This is a genomic window from Rhizobium sp. RCC_161_2 (genome assembly GCF_041355235.1).
In the GTDB taxonomy this organism is placed as follows: Bacteria; Pseudomonadota; Alphaproteobacteria; order Rhizobiales; family Rhizobiaceae; genus Rhizobium.
The window spans coordinates 39,707-60,495 of sequence record NZ_JBFUPL010000003.1 but is presented as its reverse complement, the minus strand read 5'-3'; the positions used below and the strand labels follow the sequence as shown (position 1 = coordinate 60,495).

General features: G+C 58.6%; 22 protein-coding genes. 5 read left to right on the top strand and 17 right to left on the bottom strand.

Annotation, left to right across the window (positions count from 1 at the left end):
* Positions 1 to 114: 114 nt before the first annotated feature.
* On the top strand, positions 115 to 702 hold the full coding sequence (locus AB6803_RS08120) for a hypothetical protein (RefSeq protein WP_371108399.1): 588 nt from the start codon (positions 115 to 117) through the stop codon (positions 700 to 702).
* 58 nt (positions 703 to 760) lie between these two features.
* On the opposite strand, the gene AB6803_RS08115 is transcribed toward AB6803_RS08120, so the two are convergent.
* From AB6803_RS08115 to AB6803_RS08090, 6 genes are all read right to left on the bottom strand, one after another.
* Positions 761 to 1,342, bottom strand: a complete 582-nt coding sequence (locus AB6803_RS08115) for a DUF1349 domain-containing protein (RefSeq protein ID WP_371108398.1) — start codon at positions 1,340 to 1,342, stop codon at positions 761 to 763.
* Between the two features lie 10 nt (positions 1,343 to 1,352).
* Positions 1,353 to 2,732 carry an ATP-binding protein gene (locus tag AB6803_RS08110; protein WP_371108397.1) on the bottom strand — a complete coding sequence of 460 codons (1,380 nt, stop codon included), beginning with the start codon at positions 2,730 to 2,732 and terminating at the stop codon, positions 1,353 to 1,355.
* Between the two features lie 24 nt (positions 2,733 to 2,756).
* On the bottom strand, positions 2,757 to 3,458 hold the full coding sequence (locus AB6803_RS08105; protein WP_047456280.1) for a response regulator: 702 nt from the start codon (positions 3,456 to 3,458) through the stop codon (positions 2,757 to 2,759).
* Between the two features lie 88 nt (positions 3,459 to 3,546).
* A complete protein-coding gene (locus AB6803_RS08100) occupies positions 3,547 to 3,969 on the bottom strand; it encodes a MarR family transcriptional regulator (RefSeq protein ID WP_153510366.1) in 423 nt (140 codons plus the stop codon).
* A 568-nt stretch (positions 3,970 to 4,537) separates the two neighbouring features.
* Positions 4,538 to 4,798, bottom strand: coding sequence for a hypothetical protein (locus AB6803_RS08095; protein ID WP_371108396.1), 261 nt, complete (start codon positions 4,796 to 4,798; stop codon positions 4,538 to 4,540).
* A 246-nt stretch (positions 4,799 to 5,044) separates the two neighbouring features.
* A complete protein-coding gene (locus AB6803_RS08090) occupies positions 5,045 to 5,683 on the bottom strand; it encodes a DUF1236 domain-containing protein (protein WP_371108395.1) in 639 nt (212 codons plus the stop codon).
* A gap of 289 nt (positions 5,684 to 5,972) precedes the next feature.
* Between AB6803_RS08090 and AB6803_RS08085 the strand changes: the two genes are divergently transcribed.
* Positions 5,973 to 6,611: an MBL fold metallo-hydrolase gene (locus AB6803_RS08085; protein ID WP_371108997.1), complete on the top strand. Its 639-nt coding sequence runs from the start codon at positions 5,973 to 5,975 to the stop codon at positions 6,609 to 6,611.
* A gap of 59 nt (positions 6,612 to 6,670) precedes the next feature.
* Here the strand turns inward: AB6803_RS08085 and AB6803_RS08080 are convergent, their stop codons facing one another.
* From AB6803_RS08080 to AB6803_RS08065, 4 genes are all read right to left on the bottom strand, one after another.
* A complete protein-coding gene (locus tag AB6803_RS08080) occupies positions 6,671 to 7,102 on the bottom strand; it encodes a BA14K family protein (RefSeq protein ID WP_371108394.1) in 432 nt (143 codons plus the stop codon).
* 148 nt (positions 7,103 to 7,250) lie between these two features.
* Positions 7,251 to 7,466 (bottom strand): cold-shock protein, encoded by a 216-nt coding sequence (locus tag AB6803_RS08075; protein ID WP_004116423.1) that lies wholly within the window; start codon positions 7,464 to 7,466, stop codon positions 7,251 to 7,253.
* A 496-nt stretch (positions 7,467 to 7,962) separates the two neighbouring features.
* Positions 7,963 to 8,853 carry a DMT family transporter gene (locus AB6803_RS08070; RefSeq protein ID WP_371108393.1) on the bottom strand — a complete coding sequence of 297 codons (891 nt, stop codon included), beginning with the start codon at positions 8,851 to 8,853 and terminating at the stop codon, positions 7,963 to 7,965.
* Positions 8,854 to 8,961: 108 nt separating this feature from the next.
* Positions 8,962 to 10,107, bottom strand: coding sequence for a PQQ-dependent sugar dehydrogenase (locus tag AB6803_RS08065; protein WP_371108392.1), 1,146 nt, complete (start codon positions 10,105 to 10,107; stop codon positions 8,962 to 8,964).
* A 632-nt stretch (positions 10,108 to 10,739) separates the two neighbouring features.
* Between AB6803_RS08065 and AB6803_RS08060 the strand changes: the two genes are divergently transcribed.
* Positions 10,740 to 11,942 (top strand): pyridoxal phosphate-dependent aminotransferase, encoded by a 1,203-nt coding sequence (locus AB6803_RS08060; RefSeq protein ID WP_371108391.1) that lies wholly within the window; start codon positions 10,740 to 10,742, stop codon positions 11,940 to 11,942.
* Between the two features lie 146 nt (positions 11,943 to 12,088).
* Here AB6803_RS08060 and AB6803_RS08055 read toward each other — a convergent pair whose 3' ends face one another.
* Positions 12,089 to 13,186 carry a calcium:proton antiporter gene (locus tag AB6803_RS08055; RefSeq protein WP_371108390.1) on the bottom strand — a complete coding sequence of 366 codons (1,098 nt, stop codon included), beginning with the start codon at positions 13,184 to 13,186 and terminating at the stop codon, positions 12,089 to 12,091.
* A gap of 233 nt (positions 13,187 to 13,419) precedes the next feature.
* On the opposite strand from AB6803_RS08055, the gene AB6803_RS08050 reads away from it, so the two are divergent.
* Positions 13,420 to 13,701: a DUF2188 domain-containing protein gene (locus AB6803_RS08050; RefSeq protein ID WP_371108389.1), complete on the top strand. Its 282-nt coding sequence runs from the start codon at positions 13,420 to 13,422 to the stop codon at positions 13,699 to 13,701.
* Here the strand turns inward: AB6803_RS08050 and AB6803_RS08045 are convergent.
* Positions 13,698 to 14,585 (bottom strand): LysR family transcriptional regulator, encoded by an 888-nt coding sequence (locus AB6803_RS08045; protein WP_371108996.1) that lies wholly within the window; start codon positions 14,583 to 14,585, stop codon positions 13,698 to 13,700. The two genes, AB6803_RS08050 and AB6803_RS08045, sit on opposite strands and share 4 nt — an antisense overlap.
* A 94-nt stretch (positions 14,586 to 14,679) precedes the next feature.
* Here AB6803_RS08045 and AB6803_RS08040 point away from each other — a divergent pair, with 94 nt between their 5' ends.
* Positions 14,680 to 15,654 (top strand): NAD-dependent epimerase/dehydratase family protein, encoded by a 975-nt coding sequence (locus tag AB6803_RS08040; protein WP_371108388.1) that lies wholly within the window; start codon positions 14,680 to 14,682, stop codon positions 15,652 to 15,654.
* 9 nt (positions 15,655 to 15,663) lie between these two features.
* Here the strand turns inward: AB6803_RS08040 and AB6803_RS08035 are convergent, their stop codons facing one another.
* The 5 genes from AB6803_RS08035 to trxB all read right to left on the bottom strand — a co-directional run bounded on the left by AB6803_RS08035 (position 15,664) and on the right by trxB (position 20,774).
* Positions 15,664 to 16,467, bottom strand: a complete 804-nt coding sequence (locus AB6803_RS08035; RefSeq protein ID WP_371108995.1) for an aminoglycoside phosphotransferase family protein — start codon at positions 16,465 to 16,467, stop codon at positions 15,664 to 15,666.
* Between the two features lie 362 nt (positions 16,468 to 16,829).
* On the bottom strand, positions 16,830 to 17,942 hold the full coding sequence (locus tag AB6803_RS08030) for an alkene reductase (protein WP_371108387.1): 1,113 nt from the start codon (positions 17,940 to 17,942) through the stop codon (positions 16,830 to 16,832).
* Between the two features lie 78 nt (positions 17,943 to 18,020).
* Entirely contained in the window at positions 18,021 to 18,314 is a 294-nt protein-coding gene (locus tag AB6803_RS08025; RefSeq protein ID WP_371108386.1) for an ArsR/SmtB family transcription factor, read from the bottom strand.
* A gap of 565 nt (positions 18,315 to 18,879) precedes the next feature.
* Entirely contained in the window at positions 18,880 to 19,776 is an 897-nt protein-coding gene (locus tag AB6803_RS08020; protein WP_371108385.1) for a LysR family transcriptional regulator VtlR, read from the bottom strand.
* 23 nt (positions 19,777 to 19,799) lie between these two features.
* Positions 19,800 to 20,774 (bottom strand): thioredoxin-disulfide reductase, encoded by a 975-nt coding sequence (gene trxB, locus AB6803_RS08015; RefSeq protein ID WP_371108384.1) that lies wholly within the window; start codon positions 20,772 to 20,774, stop codon positions 19,800 to 19,802.
* Positions 20,775 to 20,789: the final 15 nt, after the last annotated feature.

The window sequence follows — 20,789 nt, the reverse complement described above, 5'->3', positions numbered from 1 at the left end:
GCCTTGATGCTCAGCGCTTGATTGCCATCACAGGGTAGTATTTCGGAAAATATTTTCTCGACTTTTGCGGGAATTCGTCTGAATATGAATCGCGTGTTGAGTAGGATGGTGCGGATGTTTCGGGTCGTTCTTTCGGTGGCTCTTTTTCTGACATCGATGACATATGCTATTGCAAATGATGCATCTATTCCATGGAAGAATGTTGGTGGTTGGATTGTCGCCATTGATTCTTCTTTGGGGAATTCTTGTTTTATTGCCAATATTTATGAAAATGGCATTGTTCTTAGACTTGGATTCGACAGTACAAATTCCCTAGGTCCTGCCTATATTGCTATCGGCAGCGGTGATTGGAAATCGATAGAAGTTGGAAAAGATTACGATATCGCAATTCAACTCGACCAGAATTCACCTTGGACTGCTACGGCCAGGGGCATCGATATGAATAATTTGAAGATGCTGCTAGTCAGCTTTTCCGATACAAATTTTGTGAACGAGTTTGTGCGGAAGCTTGGTCTTAAATTTTCATTTAACGGGAATGTAATTGCAAATCTGAGTTTGAGAGGATCTGCGGCGGCTGCAATTGAACTTATTCAATGCCAGAAGGCCGTTGGAAATAGCTTTTCTGCTCCACCGGCAACCACCAAAGATCCTTTTGCCGGGAAAGCGTCTCCCTCAACAAAGTCTGACCCTTTCGACTTATAAGGCGTGCGTGAAATGTAAAGCGGGCAGCGCGCCTTCGAGCAATGACTATGCCAGATGCTCAATGAATATCCCGTGATACCGGATCGCTCAGGCTGAAATCCAGAAACTCGGCTTCAAAACCTTCTCGCTGCGGCGAGCAGAAGGAGGGGCCGACGGAGATCTCTTCCAGGGTCGGATCGAACCAGGCGAGCCGGGCCATGCGCCACTCGCTCATCTTGTCGGTGCGGTACTGGATGAAGAGTGCGTCGCCGTTGCGTGTTACCCGCACCGACATGGCATCGAATTCGTGATCGAGCCGGAAGGCGGACCAGTCGGAATTGCCGTTGGTGACCACGACACTGAAATGCCTCGCGCCGTCGGTATATTCGATCCCGCATTTCATCCAGCGTGTGGCGTCGTGGCGGACCATCAGGCCGGCCTGGTCGTAGAGTTCGCGATAATGCCCGATGAAGGTGATTTCGGCGGTGAAGTCGCCTTGGCGCGGCCGGCCGAGGAAGTGGCCGTTGTCGCGGTGGAAGCCATAATAGGTTCCCTGCCAGAAATCGGTCTTGTCGTCCGAGCGGACAAGCAGCCGTCCCTGGTTCATTTCCCAGACGGGCGGCGCGTTCAGCCAATGCATGTCGTTGATGTCGATCGGCATGTGCGTCCCTTTAAGCAGGAATGCGGATGGTGGCGCGCAGGCCGCCGAGCGGGCTGTCGCCAAGCGTGACGTTGCCGCCATGGCTGCGGGCAATATCGCGGGCAATCGCCAGGCCGAGGCCGGTGCCGGAATTGTCGAGATTGCGCGCCTCATCCAGCCGGAAGAATGGCTTGAACACGTCTTCGCGCGCATTGACGGGAATGCCGGGACCATCGTCGTCGAAAATGATCGTCAGCCATTTGGCGCTATGCTTGGCTTCGATGCGGAGCGTGTGGGCATAACGGCGCGCATTGGAGGCAAGGTTCGTCACCAGCCGCGCGAAGGCGTTCGGACGGACGGAGATTTCATCGTCGCCGTCGATCGAGTAGGTCACGGATTTGCCGTGGAGGGAGAAGTCCTGTTCGACCCTGTTGAGGATATCGCTGAGATGGAGCGTGCCGACATCCTCTTCTGCTTCGCCGCGAGCGAAGGCAATGTAGCCCTCCAGCATGCTTTGCATGTCTTCGACATCCTCGCTGAGGCCGTCGAGGTCGGGATTTTCGCCGACAAGGGCGAGCTGCAGCTTGAAGCGGGTGAGCACTGTGCGCAGGTCATGGCTGACGCCGGAGAGCATTGCCGTGCGCTGCTCGATCTGCCGCTCGATGCGCTCGCGCATCAGGATGAAGGCAAGGCCGGCGCGGCGGACTTCATCGGCACCGCGCGGCGAATAATTCTCCAGCCGCTGGCCTTTCCCGAAACTCTCGGCGGCCTGCGCCAGTGCCAGGATCGGGCGGATCTGGCCGCGCAGGAACAGAACCGCGATGCCGATCAGCACCAGCGAGGTGCCGACCATCCAGAGAATGAAGATGTGGGTGTTCGAAGCATAGGTCTGGCTGCGCTTGGCAAAGACGCGCAGCACCTTGTCCGGCAGCTTGACGCGGATTTCGACAAGGCTGGAATTGCCGAGTGTGTCGACCCAGAACGGCAGGTTGATCTGGTCGCGGATTTCGTCGCTGAGGATGCCGTCGAGAATCGAGAAGAACGGTTTTTCGCGCGGCGGCGGCAATTCACCGCCCGGCTCGATCGAGATGGTGAGATCGAGCTTTTGACGTGCTATCTGCGTGACGGCCGAATAGTCGGCATCCTGCGGATAGGTTTCGATGATCGCGATGATGGCGGCGATGTCGCGTGTGGTCGCCATCGACAGGCGCTGCGTCACCATCTGCCAGTGGCGTTCCATGAAGACGACGGTGACGACCGCCTGGAGGATGATCATCGGCAGGATGAAGATCAGCAGCGAACGCGCATAGATGCCGGTCGGCAGACGTCGACGCAGCCAGCGCGACAGCCAACGCATGCCGCTGGACGGGGGGTGGTCCTGATCGCGTCTGATCGAGTCGAATGTCACCATGCCGCTGGTCCCTGAGACTTGATATCAATCTATGCTCAGGCGGTAGCCGATGCCACGCACCGTCTGCAACCAGATGGGATTGGCCGGATCGTCCTCGATCTTGCGGCGCAGGCGGTTGATCTGCACGTCGATGGTACGCTCGCCGACTTCGGCATCGCTGCCGATCAGCTCGTGACGCGGAATGGTGTCGCCGGCGCGCTTGGCGAAGAGCAGCATGATCTCCTGCTCCCGGTCGGTCAGGCGGATGAGCTCCGAGGCCCTCTTCAGCTCCTTGCGGGTCAGCGAGAAGGTATAGGGACCGAACATCACCTGCTCGATCTTCGGCGAGTCGGCTGGAGTATTGCGGCGGAGGATATTGTTGATGCGCAGCACCAATTCGCGCGGATCGAAAGGCTTCGGCAGATAATCGTCGGCACCGGCCTCCAATCCGGCGATGCGCGCATCGGCTTCGGCAAGGGCGGTCAGCATGATGATCGGGATGTTTTTGATGGCGCGGAGGCTCGACGTCAGCGTAATTCCGGACTCGCCGGGCATCATCACGTCCATGATGATCAGGTCGAAGTCCAGGCCTTCGAGCTTGCGGCGGGCCTCGGCGCCTTCGGCTGCGACCGTCACCCGAAAACCCTTTTCCATGAGATAGCGATTGAGAAGGGCGCGGATACGCGTGTCGTCATCCACGACCAGGAGATGCGCCGCATCATCGGAAATTGCTGTCTTTGTCGTCATTCAATCCGTCTCGATCTTGTTTTATCTATTTGATTGAGATGATCTTATCCCAAACCCGCTGCGCGGCTCTCCGGTTCGAGATCATGTCTTAGTCCTGCATTCCCCTCAGGAACCGTTTGACGCTTTCGCGCGTCGCGTCGGACGCGCCTTCGAATGCCCGTTCAATGCGGCGTGATTGCGGCTCCGCCAGCGCCAGCGCCAAATCGCGGCCCGCCTGCGTCGGATACAGCTTACGCTGGCGACGATCCTCAGGCCCGGCCACCTGACGAATATAACCCGAATCGATCAATTGTTTGAGAACCCGCGCCAAACTCTGTTTGGTGATCTTCAATGTTTCCAAAAGGTCCGCAACCGTCATGCCGGGTTCGCGGTTAACGAAATGGACGACACGGTGATGCGCGCGCCCGAACCCGCTCTTGTCCAGGATCTGGTCCGGATCGGAGACGAAGTCGCGATAGGCGAAGAAAAGCAGCTCGATGATTTCGAAATCGATGATCCCGACATTTTGCATCGGCGCTGCCAGTAGCTCCGGTTTTGCCGCTTTTTGGTTCACCTGCCGTGTCACCTTGGCATTTCCTTTCCTGTTTTGAGGCAAGGGGAAAACTTGCGCAAAAATATGTCAGCTTTATTGACGTATTTTTGCGTCACCGCAAGTTTCTCCAACCTTTTGCACTCCGGACGGATAGCCATGAATGGAAATTAGACCGGGCTTGGCAAAACTCCAACAGATCTCATGTCTTTCCACGCACTTTGTGGATAGCGCTGCCGCAACGACAATCGACGGGCGTGGGGGTCGAGCGCAGGGGAAATACGGTTCAATGGTAAGACTCGGCTATTGCGGCGAGAGGCGGAAGGCGCCAACATCGTCTTCGTCGAGAATGGCGACATTCATATGCCGCTGCCGGTATCGGAACCGGGCTTTGTCGTGTCGCGACAGCAGTGATCAACGAGACGCTGATGAACGACTATATAGCAAGAGGCTACCCGACTGCCGCTGCTGTCAGGCAAGACTGTGGAGCGGCCAAGGAAAGCCAGATGCGGTCTACCCCGTCCGGCTTCCTCAGTCTGATATTCCCGTCTTATTTACGGCCGAGCACTGCACCGACGATCGCCGAGAGCACGCCGCCGGCAACCAGCGAGGTAAGACCCTGCGCGATATAGCCGGTCAGGGCTTCGCTGCCGATCAGGTTGAGAATGAGACCCCCGCCGAGACCGCCGACAGCGCCGGCAATCGTCCTGGCGACGAGATTGATCCCTTCCTGCTTCAAAATGGCGCTGGCCCCGTTGCCGCCGATAGCGCCGGCAACCAGTTGCGTGATGATAGGCCCTAAACTTTCCATGATCAGCCTTCTCCCATAGTACCGGAAGCCATTTCCGGATGCCGTCGCGCCGCGCCCCGGATTGAGCCTTGGGAGTGGCGATAATCCTCATTTATATAAGAATTACATCATGCATCGGCTGGTGGAAATAGAAAGGCAACTCAAACGGGAGAAAATTGTAATAATTCAGGGGAAAAGCCGCATTGAAAGGGAGGCGGCCATGCGGCCGCCTTTGATTTCGACATATTGCTGCGGCCGCAGCGCGAATCAGCGATAGACGTAGACGATGCGGCGGGTCTCGGGATCGACCAGCACCGGCTGACGATTCACCTCGACATAGCTGTATTGGTAGTCCGGTATGCGGTGAACGATCACGCTTTCCGGCAGGGTGGCGCCGACGACGACGTCGCCGCGCAACTGAACCGTGTCGGCTGGATTCTCCGTGATGTAGGTCTCCACCTCGCTCGGCGGCGTGATCGCAACGACATCGCCGTCGCCCTGGCCGACAGGGCCGAGCAATTCGTCATTCGCACTCGGTTGCGCCGTCTGGATGCTTCCGGTGCTTGTCGGGTCGGTCTGCTGATAAGTGATGGTCGGAACACCAAGGTCGTCGCGATGTTCTTCGACGATGAGCGTATTGCCGTTCTGCTCGACGTTCAGATATTCGGCATAGACCCAGCCGCGCATGCCGTTGACGTCGACGCGGCACCAGCGGCTGCCTTCGATGCAGCCGTCAAGGGTGGCCTCGGAGCCACGAGTCGCCATGCCGACCGTCGGATATTGCGGACCAGGGCCCGAGCGAACCTCCATGTCGGTGGCCGTGGTCGCGGACATTTCGGCCTGCGCCAGTCCGGCGCCACCGAGGACAACGAGGCTGGCCAGCAGCAGGTTTTTCTTCAAGGACATTGGCTTTCTCCTTTTGTATTGGGAGCCAAAAGACAAACGCCTTGAATGCTTCGGTGTTCCGCCTGACGGATATGTCGATTGATGCGCTACGGGAGAAATTTTCCCTAAGCACCTGGTCCTGCTTCCGCTTTCGGAGAGTTTGTAACATTCTGATTTTTCGATAACGGTGATCGGAAACCGGCGTTCCGTCCTTGTTGTGCGGGCATTTTCAGGGCAAGGGGCTGTTTTGGCCGGTGTTTGTGATTATACCGGTAGAACAGACATTCAACAGACGAGGCGCTTCATGGGCATGCTCCAGGCCGGCATCATTCCGGTGACCCCCTTCGAACAGAATTGCACGATCCTGTTCGATCCGGAGACGAATGAAGGGGTCGTGGTCGATCCCGGCGGCGATGTCGATCTCATTCTGCAGACGGTTCGTGAGAACAACATCACGCTGAAGGCGATCTGGCTGACGCATGGCCATATCGACCACGCCGGCGGCGCGGATGAAGTTCGCGAAGCGCTCGGGCTGGAAGTGATCGGCCCACATGAGGATGATCTGTCCCTGCTGCAGGATATCGAAGCCAAGGGCAAGATGTTCAATATCGAAGGCGTGCGCAACGTCGTGCCGGATCGCTTCCTTAAGGATGGCGACAAGGTGTCCTTCGGCGAGCACGAATTCGAGGTGTTCCATTGCCCCGGCCATGCGCCGGGTCATGTCATCTATGTCAACAGGAAGCAGAAATTCGCCCATCTCGGCGACGTGCTTTTCCACGGCTCGATCGGCCGCACTGACCTGCCGGGCGGCAATCATCAGCAACTGCTGGACTCGATCCGCGACAAGGTGTTTCCGCTGGGCGATGATGTCGGTTTCATCTGCGGCCATGGTCCGGGCGGCCAGATCGGCGAGGAGCGCCGGACCAACCCCTTTCTGCGCGGGCTCTAAGGATCAAAAAAAGCGCCGCGAGAGGCGGCGCTTTTTCATCAGATCAACCGATATGTCGATCAGTCGGCCGTGCAGAAGTGACGCATGCCGTCAAAGCCGACATAGGTGCCGCTGCGGCCGTCGAAGCTTCTGTAGCGATCATAGCAATAGCGCATCCATTGCGACGACCAGGGACGCAGGCCGGCGGTCGGCGGAGCGTAATAGCTGACATCGCGCTCGACATAGACGCGGCGCGGTGGTGCGCGATAGTAATAGGGCGGGGGCGGTGCGTCGTAGTCGGGATCGGCGTAAACCGGGCCTGGCTCGACATAACGCGGCTGGTTGGCGATGGCGGATCCGACGATCAGGCCGGTGGCGAGGCCAGCAGCGCCGCCCAGCACCCAGCCGTCACGATGATGCCAGCGATCGTCGGCCGAAGCAGCTGACATGGAGGTCAGCGTCAGCGTTGCGGCCATGGCGGACATGAGGAGGGTTTTGCCGAGCATGTTCATTCGTCTATCCTCTGAACGGGAGCGGTAGAACCGTCATTCCCAATCTTGCATTGGGGGATAAACTAGGCACGGCAAGCTGAATGCAGACTGAATGACAAAACCCGGCATCTCTGCCGGGCCTCAACTCGAATGATAGCCGTCAGGCTTTTCAGCCGGCAATCTGGAGATTGACGGCCTTCGGTCCCTTGCCGCGGCGATCCGGTTCCGTGTCGAAGCTTACCTTCTGGTTTTCCGACAATCCTGCCAGACCAGAAGCCTGTACTGCGGAGATGTGTACAAAGATGTCAGCGCCACCCTTGTCTGGTTTAATGAAACCGAAGCCCTTATCGGTATTAAAAAACTTTACAGTGCCAGTCTCGGCCATGCGTCAGGTCCTTTTCTCTCTGCCCACCATCCACACGGGCAGCATTGCTGTATTGCCCTTGCGGGCGCTCGCAGGCAGTTCTCGCAATTTGAAGGAAAAGGTCCCCTATACCTCGGCGTGGCCATGAAGCGATATCCGCGTATCGTTTCTCAACCAGGCTGACCGGAATATTAGCGTTCCCGGCGCGCACTTTCTTTAGGACTTCCCATGCTTTAAAAATGCCCGAACACCCTTGAGAGTGCTGTGTTTATCGGGAATTGGCAAGCAAAAGTTTTTTAACGTCCTAAAAGGGGCACAATGCCGTAATGCGCCTGTGTTAAGGCGATTCGCAAATTTTCCCTCGTGGCAAATGGATTTCCAAGACTTTTGTATCGTTTGCGATATAAGTTTGGCGAAATTTTCCCAAATGCTGCCTTCAAAATCTGTCTTTCGGATCATTTAAAAAATTTAGCAAAGGCGGGCGGGGACAGCCATAGCGGGCATTTTCAGTTGCTTTTTATGCCGTGACGCTGCGTCGTCGGGCGAGCTCGGGCACCAGTTCCACCGCGAGTATGGCGCTGAACATCAAGGCGCAGCCCGCATAGCCGAGGGGCCCCATGGTTTCGCCGAGCAACAACGCACCGAGTGAAGCGCCGAACAAGGCCTCCGAAGAGAGGATGATCGCCGCCTGCGGCGCGCTCGTGTAGCGCTGGCCGATGACCTGTAGCGCGAATGCAAGGCCGGACGAGAATATCCCGAGATAGAGGATTTCGCCGAGGGCTGCCCGGATGCCGGTGATGCTGATTGGCTCGACCATCACGGCGACGATGAGGGCGAGGATAGCCGTGACGGCGAATTGCGTGGCGGAGATACTGAGCGGCCGGCCGGTTTCGCGGACCGACGAGCCGGCGAGGGTGATTTGCGCAGCCCAGAACACGGCGCAGACGACCGTCAGGAAATCGCCCGGGGTGAGCCTGGAAAAGGAGCCGCCGGACAGGAGGTAGATGCCGCTCAGCGCGGTCAACGCAGCCGGCCAGATGATCCAGTGCGGCTGCCGGCGCAGGAAGACGACGGCGATCAGCGGTACAAAGACGACGTAGAGGCCGGTGATGAAGCTGGAATTGGTGACGGTGGTCGTCAAGAGCCCGAGTTGTTGCGTTGCCGCGCCGCCGAAAAGCGCGACGCCAGTGAGGAAGAAGGAGAGCCAGTTGCGGCGCGTGAGCGGTTTGTCGGCCTTGCTCTTTTCCTTCCAGACAAAGGGCAGGACGACGATGGTGGCGACGGCAAAGCGCAGGCTGATGAACCAGAACGGCCCGATCGCCTTCATCGCCGTCGACTGCGCGACGAAGCCGCTGCCCCAGATCGCGGCAGCCAGCAACAACACCAAATTCGCCTGTATGCGAGTCATCGACATCCTGCGGGAGAGGGAGAAGAAAAGGAAGGAAGACAGTGCGTTAGCAGCTGCTTTTCCTTGAAGCAAGAGCCAAAGATCGACCGCTACCAGCAACCCTTGTCACTAGTCCGTTGCTCTCGAAACACGCAATAACGCGCCGTCATCTTCATCCGTGGTGATCAGCAACGCTCCGTCCTGCGCGACGACGATATCGCGTAGTCGGCCGAAATCGCCTTCGAACAGGCGCTCCTGCTCGACCACCTTGCCGCTCTTGTCGCGATCGAGACGCGAGAGAAGTTCGAATTTCAGCGCCGTGACCAGGAAGTCGCCGTTCCATTCGGGAAACATCTTGCCGCGATAGACGGCGATGGCGCCGGGCGCGATCGAGGGATCCCAATAGAAGATCGGCTGTTCCATTCCCTCTTTCGCCGTGCCGATCCCGATCTTGGTGCCGGAATAATTGCGTCCGTAGGAAATGGCTGGCCAGCCGTAATTCTTGCTCGCTTGTGGTGTGTTGATCTCGTCGCCGCCTCGCGCGCCATGCTCGGCCGTATAGAGCTTGCCGTCTACGGCATCGAAGGTGATGCCCTGGGGGTTGCGGTGGCCCTTGGACCAAATCTCCGGCTGGGCCTTGGCACCGTCCTTGAAGGGATTGTCGGCGGGAATGCTGCCATCGGCCTTGATGTGGATGATCGAGCCGGCGTCGTCATGGAAATCCTGGGCGCGATCCTGCTCGCCGCGGTCGCCTAGGCCGACGAAGAGGCTGCCGTCCCTGGCGATGGCGATGCGTGCACCGTATTGGATATTGCCGCGCGATAGCTTGTTCATCAGGAAGATGCGCTTCACATCGGTCAGCCGCCGCTCGTCCGGCGACAGGACGGCACGAAAGACCGCGGTGCCGCTGCCGCCGTCCTCGGTGATCGAGGCGGTGAAGAAGATTGTGCGGTTGCTGGCGAATTTCGGATCGACAGCGACGTCGAGTAACCCTCCCTGGCCACGGGCATGGACTTCGGGCACGCCGGCAAGCGGCTCTGACACCTTGCCGTTGCGGATGATGCGCATGTTCCCCGGTCGTTCCGTCACCAGATAGGCACCGTCCGGCAACGCTTCCACGGCCCAGGGATGATCGAGCCCGCTCGCGATGGTCTCAACCTTGACGGCAAGCTTTTGGGTGTTGATGGTCTTGGCCGGATCGGCGAGGGCAGCATTTGCCGGTGACAGAGTTGATACTGCAAAGGCAACGAAAAGTGCCGTTTTGTGAGGGCGCATCGATCCATTTCCTCCGTGGTAAGAATAGTTTACGCAACGTGGGGTAGACGGATCGCGGTTCAAGCGCGTCAGGGTGTCGATAACGTCATTGTGTCCGTCGAGGCGGTGTCGCCCGCGGCTGCCGGCATCTGCGATATGGCGTATCGACCTACGTGTAATGGCGCCATTGTCTAAAACATGGCTTAGCCGGAGTGTTATGGTCAGCGACTACACGATAAAAGTGTTCAATGCGCATCTCTGTCAGACCGAATTCGACGCTGGAGGAATTTCGCGATGCTAATTCACGGCGGTTGAGATGTATGATGATATGACTGATTTTAATGAGGTATTTCGAGTGAATTGAGAGATTGAATCAGGTCCTTCATAAAATGATTCATCCGCGGGGGCTTTTTGTGTTTGTCCATCTTCCTTCTTTGTTTCACTCAGGGCGTGTAGAGGGGCTTCCTTTGGGAGAATGGAAGGCGTATGGCCGCCCAACGATGACGTGTGGCGCCGCTGTCTACGGGCGCGCGAAATAACGTCACTGTGACGCCTTTCTGCTTGAAACGGCCGCCTACATTCGACATAGAGCTTAGCGCAGAAATCTGGTCCACAGGCTTTCTGCCCATTTCAACCGAATAGGACCGATCATCATGGCCTTTCTTGCCGACGCCCTTTCCCGTGTAAAGCCTTCTGCCACCATCGCCGTTTCCCAGAAAGCGCGCGAGCTGAAAGCAAAAGGACGCGACGTGATCGGCCTCGGCGCCGGCGAGCCTGATTTCGACACGCCGGACAATATCAAGAACGCCGCCATCGACGCGATCAACCGCGGCGAGACGAAGTACACGCCGGTTGCCGGCATCCCCGAGCTGCGCAAGGCGATCGCCGCCAAGTTCAAGCGAGAGAACAATCTCGACTACGCTCCCGAGCAGACCATCGTCGGCACGGGCGGCAAGCAGATCCTGTTCAACGCCTTCATGGCGACGCTGAATCCCGGCGATGAAGTCATCATCCCGACGCCGTACTGGGTGTCCTACCCGGAAATGGTGGCGCTGTGCGGTGGGACCCCGGTGTTCGTCGAGACGACGCAGGCCAACGGCTTCAAGCTTCAGCCCGCGGATCTCGAAAAGGCGATCACGCCGAAGACCAAGTGGTTCATGTTCAACTCGCCGTCGAACCCGTCGGGTGCTGCCTATACGCATGCCGAGCTGAAGGCGCTGACGGACGTGCTGGTCAAGCATCCGCATGTCTGGATCCTGACCGACGACATGTACGAGCACCTGACCTATGGCGACTTCAAATTCGCCACGCCAGTCGAAGTCGAGCCGAGCCTCTATGACCGGACGCTGACGATGAACGGTGTTTCGAAGGCCTATGCGATGACCGGCTGGCGTATCGGTTATGCCGCCGGCCCGCTGGTCCTCATCAAGGCGATGGACATGATCCAGGGGCAGCAGACCTCGGGCGCGACCTCGATCGCGCAGTGGGCTGCCGTCGAAGCGCTGAACGGTCCGCAGGATTTCATCCCGCAGAACAAGAAGATCTTCGAAGGCCGCCGCGACCTCGTCGTGTCAATGCTGAACCAGGCAAAGGGCATTTCCTGCCCGGTTCCGGAAGGCGCCTTCTACGTCTATCCGTCCTGCGCCGGCTTGATCGGCAAGACGGCTCCGACCGGCAAGGTTATCGAGACGGACGAAGACTTCGTGTCGGAACTGCTGGAATCGGAAGGCGTGGCCGTCGTCCACGGCTCCGCCTTCGGCCTCGGCCCGAACTTCCGCATCTCCTACGCGACCTCGGAAGAGCTTCTCGAGGAAGCTTGCCGCCGTATCCAGCGCTTCTGTGGCGCTTGCAAGTAAGCAGCCTCAGCCAAGACAAATTAGAAAGCCCGCCAGTGACGGCGGGCTTTCTAATTTGTCGGCTTTAGAAGCGGCGCTGCTTCATCACTTGAGTCAAGTCTCTCTCAAACCGATTCCGCCGCCTGCTCCAACCCTTTGAAATCAGGCTAAAGTCCCAATATCGTCAGCATGATGAAGGTGGCGAAGAGGATGAAATGGGTCATGCCTTCGATGGCATTGGTTTCACCGTCGTTGAGGTTGATGGCGGCGGCGATGAGGGTGGTCATGATCATCACGGTCTGCACCGGCGTCATCGCCATGATAAAGGGCTGGCCGGTATAGAGCGCGATCCCTTCCATGACCGGCACGGTGAGGATGACGGTCGAGAGCGAGGCGCCCATGGCGATGTTGATCGTCGCCTGCATGCGGTTGCGCAATGCCGAACGCAATGCCGTCAGGATTTCCGGGGCGGCGGAAATGGTGGCGACGACGATCGCCGCGATCGCGGGCGGTGCGCCGCTATTCTTGAGGCCGACATCCATGAAGGCGGACATGAACTCGGCAAGTCCGCCGATCAGCACGACGCCGATCAGGATCGTGATGATGGAGGTCATCGTCGATTCCTCGCCGTGATGCTCCTCCTCGGCTCCTTGATGCTTTTCGATGCGCGGATAGCTGTAGCTGAAGAAATAGCTGTGCTTGCCGACCTGCATGCGCAGGAAGAGCGCATAAAGCGCGATCATCGCAACGATGGTGAAGGCGGAATAATAGTGCCATTTCGCCTCGGGAACGAATTCCGGCACGATCATCGAAATGCCCATGGCCGTCAGGATCATCACGCCATAGGACCTGCTGGAGTCGTCGTTATAGGGTTGCTCGCCGTGCTTCAGTCCACCGATCAGGGCGGCAAGGCCGATGATGCCGTTGATGTCCAGCATGACGGCGGAATAGATGGTATCGCGCACCAGTGTCGGCGAGCTTTCGCCGCCCATCAGGATCGCCAGCATGATGACTTCGACGGCGACGGCCGATAGCGTCAGGATCATCGTGCCATAGGGGTCGCCGACCTTGACCGCCAGGATTTCGGCGTGATGGGCGACGCGCATGGAGGCGAGCACGATGGTCGCAACCAGCGCAGCGGCGGCTAGAATCGATGCGGTCTGGCCCATCTCCAGCACCGCATGTTCGCTGAGATAGGCGATGACGCCGATTGCCAATGCGATAAGCAGGAATTTTTCCTGCTTCAGCCAATTCGATATAGCCAAGATCCCCACCTCTCGCACCGATTCACTTTTGCACTCTAAACCAATGATTTTTCACATCAAGCATGCGCGGAGATGACAAAATTTGCAGTCAGCGGCGTTTAATGGAATACTGCACGCATCGGTCTGCCCAATGCAATATCGCGGCATCCTTGAAAAACATCTCCGATGGACCGCGTTCCCGCCGGGTGGCACCTGGACCTCTAAGGTCTTGGCAGATGAAAAGGAGGCTATGCATGGTCAAGGTCACTTATGAAGTCGTGCCGCATGACGGCGGATGGGCGTACCGCCTCGGTGACGTCTATTCCGAGGCATTTCCGACTCATTCTGAAGCCGTGGAGGCAGCCAGGATCGTGGCGGCCGAACAGCAGATCGGCGGCGACGCGGCGGAAATCAGCTGGCAGGACGAGCGTGGCAAGTGGCACGAGGAATATACCGATGGTGGCGATCGGCCGGAAACGGAAGTGGTCGACGGCAAGGCGCATTTCCCACCGGTCAGTACGGCTCCCGGCGCTTAACTGCGATTATAGGCCAACAATCCCGCCACCAGCGTGTCGAAGGTCACGCGGCAGCGCGGCGATGCCTTGAGATTTTCGTGCATGGCAACCCAGGTGTCGAGCGGCAGTTCGATTTCGGGTAGCAGCCGAACAAGTTCCCCATCTCTTTTTGCGAGTGGCACCTGATAGAAGCAGATACCGATGCCAGCGCGCAGGGCGTTGTGCAGGGCAATGCTGTGATCCGACTTGAAGGCGAAGGAGACGCCGTCGAACAGGGGATAGCGCTTCATCATGGCGCGGATATAAGCGGTCTGGCGGTCGAACCCGATCAGCTTGTGCCGGCGCAGCTCTCCGATGTCCTTGGGTTCACCATATCGTTCGAGATAGTTGCGATGGGCGAAGAGGCCGAGAGGGATGGAGCCGATATAACGCGCCAGCAACACGTCCTGCGCGGGCGCGACCATGCGAACGGCGATATCGGCCTCGCGCTGCAACAGGTCTTCGACGGCATCAGAGGCGGAAAGCTCGATGGTGAGGTTGGGATATGCTGCCTGCAGTCCGGCCAGGATCGGCGGCAGAACTTCGACGCCGATGACTTCGCTGGCGCTGATACGGACTGTACCGCTGACGCGGTCGCGGGAACTGGAGGCGACACGCAGAAGAGCGGCGGTCGTATTGGCCAGTGTTTCAGCATAGGGCTTTAGGGCGAGGGCTGAGTCCGTCGGTAAAAGACCTTGTTGCGAGCGGGTAAACAGCTCGGCGCCGATGGCTTCTTCCAGTGCGTCGATATGGCGCCCGATGGTCGGCTGGGTGAGGCCAAGTTCCCGGGCGGCGGCCGAAAGCGAACCGTGCTGCAGCACGGCGAGGAAGGTGCGGTAGAAATCCCAGCTTGGTTCCGATGTCATCATGCATTTTTGTATATCATATGCAGAATTTTCGGCAATTCCGTTTATCGCGGCTGCGCGGCATAGTCGCGTCATCAAACTGATGGAGATGACGATGACCAAGCAAATGGAGAGTGGAAAGACTGCGCTCGTACTGGGCGCCACTGGCGGCATCGGCGGCGCGGTTGCGCGTGGGCTGGCCGCTCGTGGCTGGCGAGTTCGGGCGCTGAACCGCAATGCAGCCGAGACAGCGCGTCGTGAACCCGGTTTCGACTGGATACAGGGCGATGCGATGCAGGCAAGCGATGTGCTGGGGGCGGCGCAAGGGGTCGACGTGATCGTGCATGCCGTCAACCCGCCCGGCTATCGCAATTGGGGGCAACTGGTCCTGCCAATGCTCGACAGCACGATTGCGGCGGCGAGGGCGGTCGGGGCGCGGATCGTCCTGCCGGGCACGGTCTATAATTTCGGGCCGGATGTCTTTCCCGATGTGACCGAGGACAGCCCGCAGCGTCCCCGGACGCGCAAAGGGGCGATCCGTGTCGAGATGGAGCGGCGTTTAAAGGCGGCGGCAGAGAGTGTTACGCCCGTCATCATTGTTCGCGCTGGTGATTTCTTCGGCGAGCACGCCGGCAATAGCTGGCTTGCGCAGGGGATCGTTAAGGCTGGAAAGCCGGTGACGTCGGTGAGTTATCCGGGCAAGGCTGGTATCGGCCATCAATGGGCCTATCTGCCTGATGTCGCGGAAACAATGATCCGGCTGATCGAGAAGGGCCATGCGCTTCCCGCCTTCGCGGTCTATCACATGCGCGGCCATTGGGATGGCGATGGCCGGCAGATGATTGGTGCGATCGAACGCGCGGTTGGGCATAGGGTGAAAGTGAAGGCTTTTCCCTGGTGGGTGCTGCCGCTTGCCGCACCCTTCGTGCCGCTGATGAAGGAACTGCGCGAAATGCGCTACCTGTGGAACGTACCGTTGCAGATGAGAAACGACAGGCTCGTGGCGGTGCTCGGCGAGGAGCCGCATACGCCGATCGATGCGGCGATGAAGGCAAGTCTGGCGGGGATCGGCTGCTTGCCGGCGCTATGAGGTGCGCCCTCAGGTCTGGAGTTCGGCAAGTGCAATCCGGGCGACGGTAAAATCCGACTCCGCGTTTTTCGTGTCTCCGTCGCTGAGGAACCAAGTGGCGGAAAGGCCGGCATAGGCGATGATCCATTGCAGTAGTCGCTTCGGTTCCAAGGCGGCCTCGGCGCAGACGATCGGTAATTGCTTTTGCAGGCGGCCTGGAGCGGTGACGATGGGCAGTTCCGGATTGCAGAAAGTGTTGGCGAAATCGAAACCGCGTTCGCCGTGAACGCGCTTCGGGTCGATGGCGAGCCAGCCGCGAGGGCCGAAATCCAGGATGTTCTCGTGGTGGATATCGCCGTGGAGCACGGTAATGTCCCGCTGATCCGCCAGCAGACCCCGCGCCACCTCTGCGCAGGTGGCGAGCATGCCGCCATTGGTGCGCGCGGCCGGTTCCAGTTCGTGGAACCAGCGGTCGAGCGGCACGAGATCGGATGGCAATTCCGCCAGCCGTGGCGCATGCAGCTTCGCGGCCGTACGGCACATGATCCGGCTTGCCTCGTCATCGCGGCCGTCCATGGCCATGGTCAGCAGCGAGCCTGGCCCGGTCGCCCGCTCGATAAGTGCCGCATCGTCGTCATGCTGGTAGACGTAAGCGGCTCCGTCACCCTCCCACCAGCGCAAGACCCGATTGCCGAATTTCTCGTCGATATTGAGTGCGACCTTCAACATGGCCGGCTTGTCGTGCCAGATGACAGGGAGGAGATGGCTGGAATGGGTAGTGATGGGCTTGCCATCGGGTGTCAGCGACCAGTGGTCGATATAGGGTTTAAATATAGCCTGGTTTTGCAATGAGTTCACTGTCATGAAGCCGGGACACCCTCTCTACCAAATGGCGAGCGCTGCTCACCGATCGTCGCAGGGTTAGATGGGGAGCGGGGAGTGTATTGCCAAGCCAGAAATTGCTTCTATCAATCATCAGCATCACGGATCTGGCGGCGAGCCTCGCCGCCATTCCGAGCCACGAGAGGCGGGCTTAATTTCCGTCGGTACATAGGCGGGCGACAGTTCGCCGGTCTCCTGTGCCCCACCAAGGTAGATTTGCAGTTCCGTATGGCCTGCGAGGTTATTCTGCTAATAGAGGATTCCGCGCTCAGCGGTTGGCAGAGCGCGGAAAAAAAATCGAGTGAACGAGAAGATTAAGCCACCTCGTCCAGAGTTGGGTAGTCGGAATAGCCCTTCGGGCCGCTGCCACCGTACAGATTTGCCTGGTCGACGGGCGTGAGCGGAGCATTTTCCTTTAGCCGGCGTACGAGATCTGGGTTGGAGATGAAGGGCTTGCCGAAAGCGACGACGTCGGCTCTGCCGCTGTCGACGGCTTCTTCCGCCAGTTCGCGATTGTAGCCGTTGTTGAGCATCCAGCCGGCCTTGCCGCCGGCCGCCTTGTAGACGGCGTGCAGGGCGTCATAGTCGAAGGGCAGGAAGTTGCGTGCGCCACCGGTCGCGCCTTCGATGACGTGGATATAGGCGAGATCGTATTTTGCCAGGCCTTCGACGACATAGGTGAAAAGCGGTTGCGGCTGCGGATCGCTGGCATCGTTCGCCGGCGTTACGGGCGAGATGCGGATAGCGGTGCGGCCGGCGCCGATTTCCTTGGTCACTGCCTCGACCACTTCGAAGAGGAAGCGAGCGCGGTTTTCGATCGAGCCGCCGTACTGGTCGGTGCGGTCGTTGATATCGGCGCGCAGGAACTGATCGAGAAGATAGCCGTTGGCGCCGTGGATCTCAACGCCGTCGAAGCCGGCATCGATCGCGGCGCGGGCGGCCTTGCGGTAATCCTCGACGATCCCCGGAATTTCGCTGGTTTCGAGTGCGCGCGGCTCGGAGGTTTCAGCAAAGCCGCTGGTGCCGTCATTGTGGACGAGATAGGTCTTGGCCTTGGCGGCCCTGGAGGTGGAGGATACTGGCTTACCGTCGTTCGGCTGCAGGCTGGTGTGAGAAATACGACCCACATGCCACATCTGCACGACGATCTTGCCGCCATTGGCATGCACGGCGTCGGTCACTTTCTTCCAGCCGTCGAGAGCTTCCTTGGTGTAGAGACCGGGCACGTCGGCATAGCCCTGGCCCTGATGGGTGATGGCTGTCGCTTCGGTAATGATCAGGCCTGCCGTTGCGCGCTGGGCATAGTATTTGACGTTCAGATCATTGGGAACGGCATTGGGAGAACGGTTGCGCGTCAGGGGCGCCATGACGATGCGGTTGGCGATGGAGATATCACCGAGCTTTGTCGGTTCGAAGAGTTTGGTCATTGGGGGTCCTTTTTTGCTATGTGGATTGTTGAGTGGAGGAGGGGCTTGATGTGAGGGTGAAGAGAGCCGAGGCTGTTGTCAGAGTTCCTTCTGCAGGGTCGCGAGGAATTCAGCGATGGTTTCTTCATTGCGCTTGTAAAAAATCCACTGGCCGAGGCGCTTGGTGGTTACCAGCTCTGCGCGCTGTAACGTACCGAGGTGAGCAGAGACTGTGGATTGCGACAGACCACAGCGTTCGAACTGGCTGGCGCAGACGCCCAGCTCCAGCGGGTGTTCCTGTGTCGGGAAATGTGTATGCGGGTCTTTGAGGTGATTGAGGATTTCGAGCCTGGCCGGATGGGCCAATGCCTTCAGTATCTCAGTCCTGTCCATCGCACTTACCTCGCGAATATCGAAATCTGACGATTTATGTATCGTCGCATTTCGATATATCAAGGCCGCCGCCAGATATTATTTTATCCGATGTATTTTGACGCGTGCTCAGAAAATGGGCAAAAAAAGAGGGCCACCGGAATAAACCAGGGCCCTATAGGTGTGAAGGTTAAAAACCTCCAGAGGGGAACAGCTGCTGCGGTGGAACTGGGAGGAAAAGCCACCATGTGCATCAGCTGTAGGCGTTATGATGCTAATTTGTGCACTGCGCAATGCTTTTTTGTGCATGGCAGTTATGCGTTTGCGACGTCTGGCGCAAAAAGGCAAAAAAAAGGGCCACCGGAGTAAACCAGGGCCCTATAGGTATGAAGGTTAAAAACCTCCAGAGGGGAACAGCCAATGCGGTGGAACTGGGAGGAAAAGCCACCATGTGCATCAGCTATGTGCGATATGGTGTCTAAATGGGCATGCTTCAACTCTGTTTTGTGCATATCAGCCATGCGTAATACGCGTGGCTGATATATTAGATCAAAAAAGTGCTGAATTTCCAATAATTTAAATCGGATTAGAAGTTCCAGTTCCGCGCCTTCGCAACAACAAAATCGCGGAAAACTTTAAGTTTCGCCGCATTTTTCATCTCGTCGGGATAGCAGAAATACGTATCGAAGGACGGCACGTCGGCATTGATCGCGAGCTGAATCAGGCCGGGGTCACGTCCCACAATATAGTCCGGCAGCACTGCAATGCCGATGCCGAGCAGGCAGGCGCGCTTGATCGAGGTCTGGCTGTTGATCTGCAGATGCGGCAGACGCTTGTTGTCCGACGAACGACCGGCGATCTCCAGCCAGTTGACGTCGAGAAGATAGTTTGGTGCAGGCTCGCCGAAGCTGATGATGCGATGTTCGTCCAGATCCTCCACCGACTGCGGCTCGCCGTAGCGGTTGATGTAGGAGGGGGCGGCATAGACATGCATGTGCACGGTGAAGAGTTTGCGCTGGATCAGATCCGACTGCTGCGGCTGGCGCAGGCGGATGGCGCAATCGGCATGGCGCATGTTCACGTCCAGTTCCTCATTGTCGAGGATGAGCTGGATCTGCATGTCGGGATAGAGCTGCAGGAATTCCTGGATCTTGTCGGTCAGCCAGCCCTGGCCGAGGCCGACCGTCGTCGTCACGCGCAGCTTGCCGCTCGGCTTGTCGGTCGTCTCGGTCAATTGCATCTTGACCGTTTCGAGCTTCAGGAGAACGTCATGCGCCGTGCGGTAGAGCAATTCGCCCTGTTCCGTTAGGATCAGGCCGCGGGCATGGCGATGGAACAGCTTGATGCCGACATCCTGCTCCAATGCACTGACCTGGCGGCTAATGGCGGATTGGGACAGATGCAGTTTGTCGGCCGCATGCGTGAACGATCCCGCTTCGGCAGCCGCGTGAAAAATACGCAGCTTGTCCCAGTCCAATGGCATGCCGCTTCCCCTCATCGGCTATATCACTCCGCAGCCACGGCGACGGGCATGTGCCCAGTCAAATAGCGTTCCGCCTCGAGCGCGGCCATGCAGCCCATCCCCGCTGCGGTGATCGCCTGTCGGAACGTATCGTCGGTCACGTCGCCGGCTGCATAGATGCCTTCGACGCTGGTCGCAGTCGAATCCGGTGCGGTCCAGAGGTAGCCATTATCCTTGAGCTTCAGCTTGCCCTTGAAAAGCTCGGTCGCCGGCGCGTGGCCGATGGCGACGAAAATGCCGTCGATGGTCACATCCGTGACGACGCCGGTGCGGGTGTCGCGCAGACGCGCGCCGGAAACTGACGGCGGCATCGGCGGCTTGGCCGGCGTGCCGGTGATTTCGGCGACTTCGGTGTTCCAGAGGATCTTGACGTTCGGCTTGCCGAACAGGCGCTCCTGCAGGATCTTTTCGGCGCGGAAGGAGTCACGGCGATGCACCACGGTCACCGACTTGGTGATATTGGAGAGGTACAGCGCTTCCTCGACGGCGCTATTGCCGCCGCCGACAACGATCACATCCTTGTTGCGATAGAAGAAGCCGTCGCAGGTGGCGCAGGCCGAGACGCCGAAGCCCTGGAAATGTTGCTCGGTCTCGATGCCGAGCCATTTGGCCTTGGCGCCGGTTGCGATGATCAGCGTGTCGGCGGTCCAGACCTGGCCGCTGTCGGTGCGCGCAACGAAGGGGCGTTGATTGGTGTCGACTTCGGTGACGAGATCGTTGACGATTTCGGCGCCGACGTGCTTGGCCTGCTGCAGCATCTGCTCCATCAGCCACGGGCCCTGGATCGGATCGGCAAAGCCCGGATAGTTTTCGACATCCGTGGTGATCATCAGCTGGCCGCCCTGTTCCATGCCGGCGATCAGGACTGGCTCCAGCATGGCGCGCGCCGCGTAGACGGCAGCCGTATAGCCGGCGGGGCCGGAACCGATGATGAGCACCTTGGTGTGGCGGGCAGGCATAGTTAAGTCCTTTCA

Excerpts from the sequence above, each read along its gene's own strand:
- AB6803_RS08120 (WP_371108399.1), top strand. The coding sequence starts at position 115 with ATGTTTCGGGTCGTTCTTTCGGTGGCTCTTTTTCTGACATCGATGACA.
- AB6803_RS08115 (WP_371108398.1), bottom strand. The coding sequence starts at position 1,342 with ATGCCGATCGACATCAACGACATGCATTGGCTGAACGCGCCGCCCGTC.
- AB6803_RS08110 (WP_371108397.1), bottom strand. The coding sequence starts at position 2,732 with ATGGTGACATTCGACTCGATCAGACGCGATCAGGACCACCCCCCGTCC.
- AB6803_RS08105 (WP_047456280.1), bottom strand. The coding sequence starts at position 3,458 with ATGACGACAAAGACAGCAATTTCCGATGATGCGGCGCATCTCCTGGTC.
- AB6803_RS08100 (WP_153510366.1), bottom strand. The coding sequence starts at position 3,969 with ATGCAAAATGTCGGGATCATCGATTTCGAAATCATCGAGCTGCTTTTC.
- AB6803_RS08095 (WP_371108396.1), bottom strand. The coding sequence starts at position 4,798 with ATGGAAAGTTTAGGGCCTATCATCACGCAACTGGTTGCCGGCGCTATC.
- AB6803_RS08090 (WP_371108395.1), bottom strand. The coding sequence starts at position 5,683 with ATGTCCTTGAAGAAAAACCTGCTGCTGGCCAGCCTCGTTGTCCTCGGT.
- AB6803_RS08085 (WP_371108997.1), top strand. The coding sequence starts at position 5,973 with ATGCTCCAGGCCGGCATCATTCCGGTGACCCCCTTCGAACAGAATTGC.
- AB6803_RS08080 (WP_371108394.1), bottom strand. The coding sequence starts at position 7,102 with ATGAACATGCTCGGCAAAACCCTCCTCATGTCCGCCATGGCCGCAACG.
- AB6803_RS08075 (WP_004116423.1), bottom strand. The coding sequence starts at position 7,466 with ATGGCCGAGACTGGCACTGTAAAGTTTTTTAATACCGATAAGGGCTTC.
- AB6803_RS08070 (WP_371108393.1), bottom strand. The coding sequence starts at position 8,853 with ATGACTCGCATACAGGCGAATTTGGTGTTGTTGCTGGCTGCCGCGATC.
- AB6803_RS08065 (WP_371108392.1), bottom strand. The coding sequence starts at position 10,107 with ATGCGCCCTCACAAAACGGCACTTTTCGTTGCCTTTGCAGTATCAACT.
- AB6803_RS08060 (WP_371108391.1), top strand. The coding sequence starts at position 10,740 with ATGGCCTTTCTTGCCGACGCCCTTTCCCGTGTAAAGCCTTCTGCCACC.
- AB6803_RS08050 (WP_371108389.1), top strand. The coding sequence starts at position 13,420 with ATGGTCAAGGTCACTTATGAAGTCGTGCCGCATGACGGCGGATGGGCG.
- AB6803_RS08045 (WP_371108996.1), bottom strand. The coding sequence starts at position 14,585 with ATGACATCGGAACCAAGCTGGGATTTCTACCGCACCTTCCTCGCCGTG.
- AB6803_RS08040 (WP_371108388.1), top strand. The coding sequence starts at position 14,680 with ATGACCAAGCAAATGGAGAGTGGAAAGACTGCGCTCGTACTGGGCGCC.
- AB6803_RS08030 (WP_371108387.1), bottom strand. The coding sequence starts at position 17,942 with ATGACCAAACTCTTCGAACCGACAAAGCTCGGTGATATCTCCATCGCC.
- AB6803_RS08025 (WP_371108386.1), bottom strand. The coding sequence starts at position 18,314 with ATGGACAGGACTGAGATACTGAAGGCATTGGCCCATCCGGCCAGGCTC.
- AB6803_RS08020 (WP_371108385.1), bottom strand. The coding sequence starts at position 19,776 with ATGCCATTGGACTGGGACAAGCTGCGTATTTTTCACGCGGCTGCCGAA.
- trxB (WP_371108384.1), bottom strand. The coding sequence starts at position 20,774 with ATGCCTGCCCGCCACACCAAGGTGCTCATCATCGGTTCCGGCCCCGCC.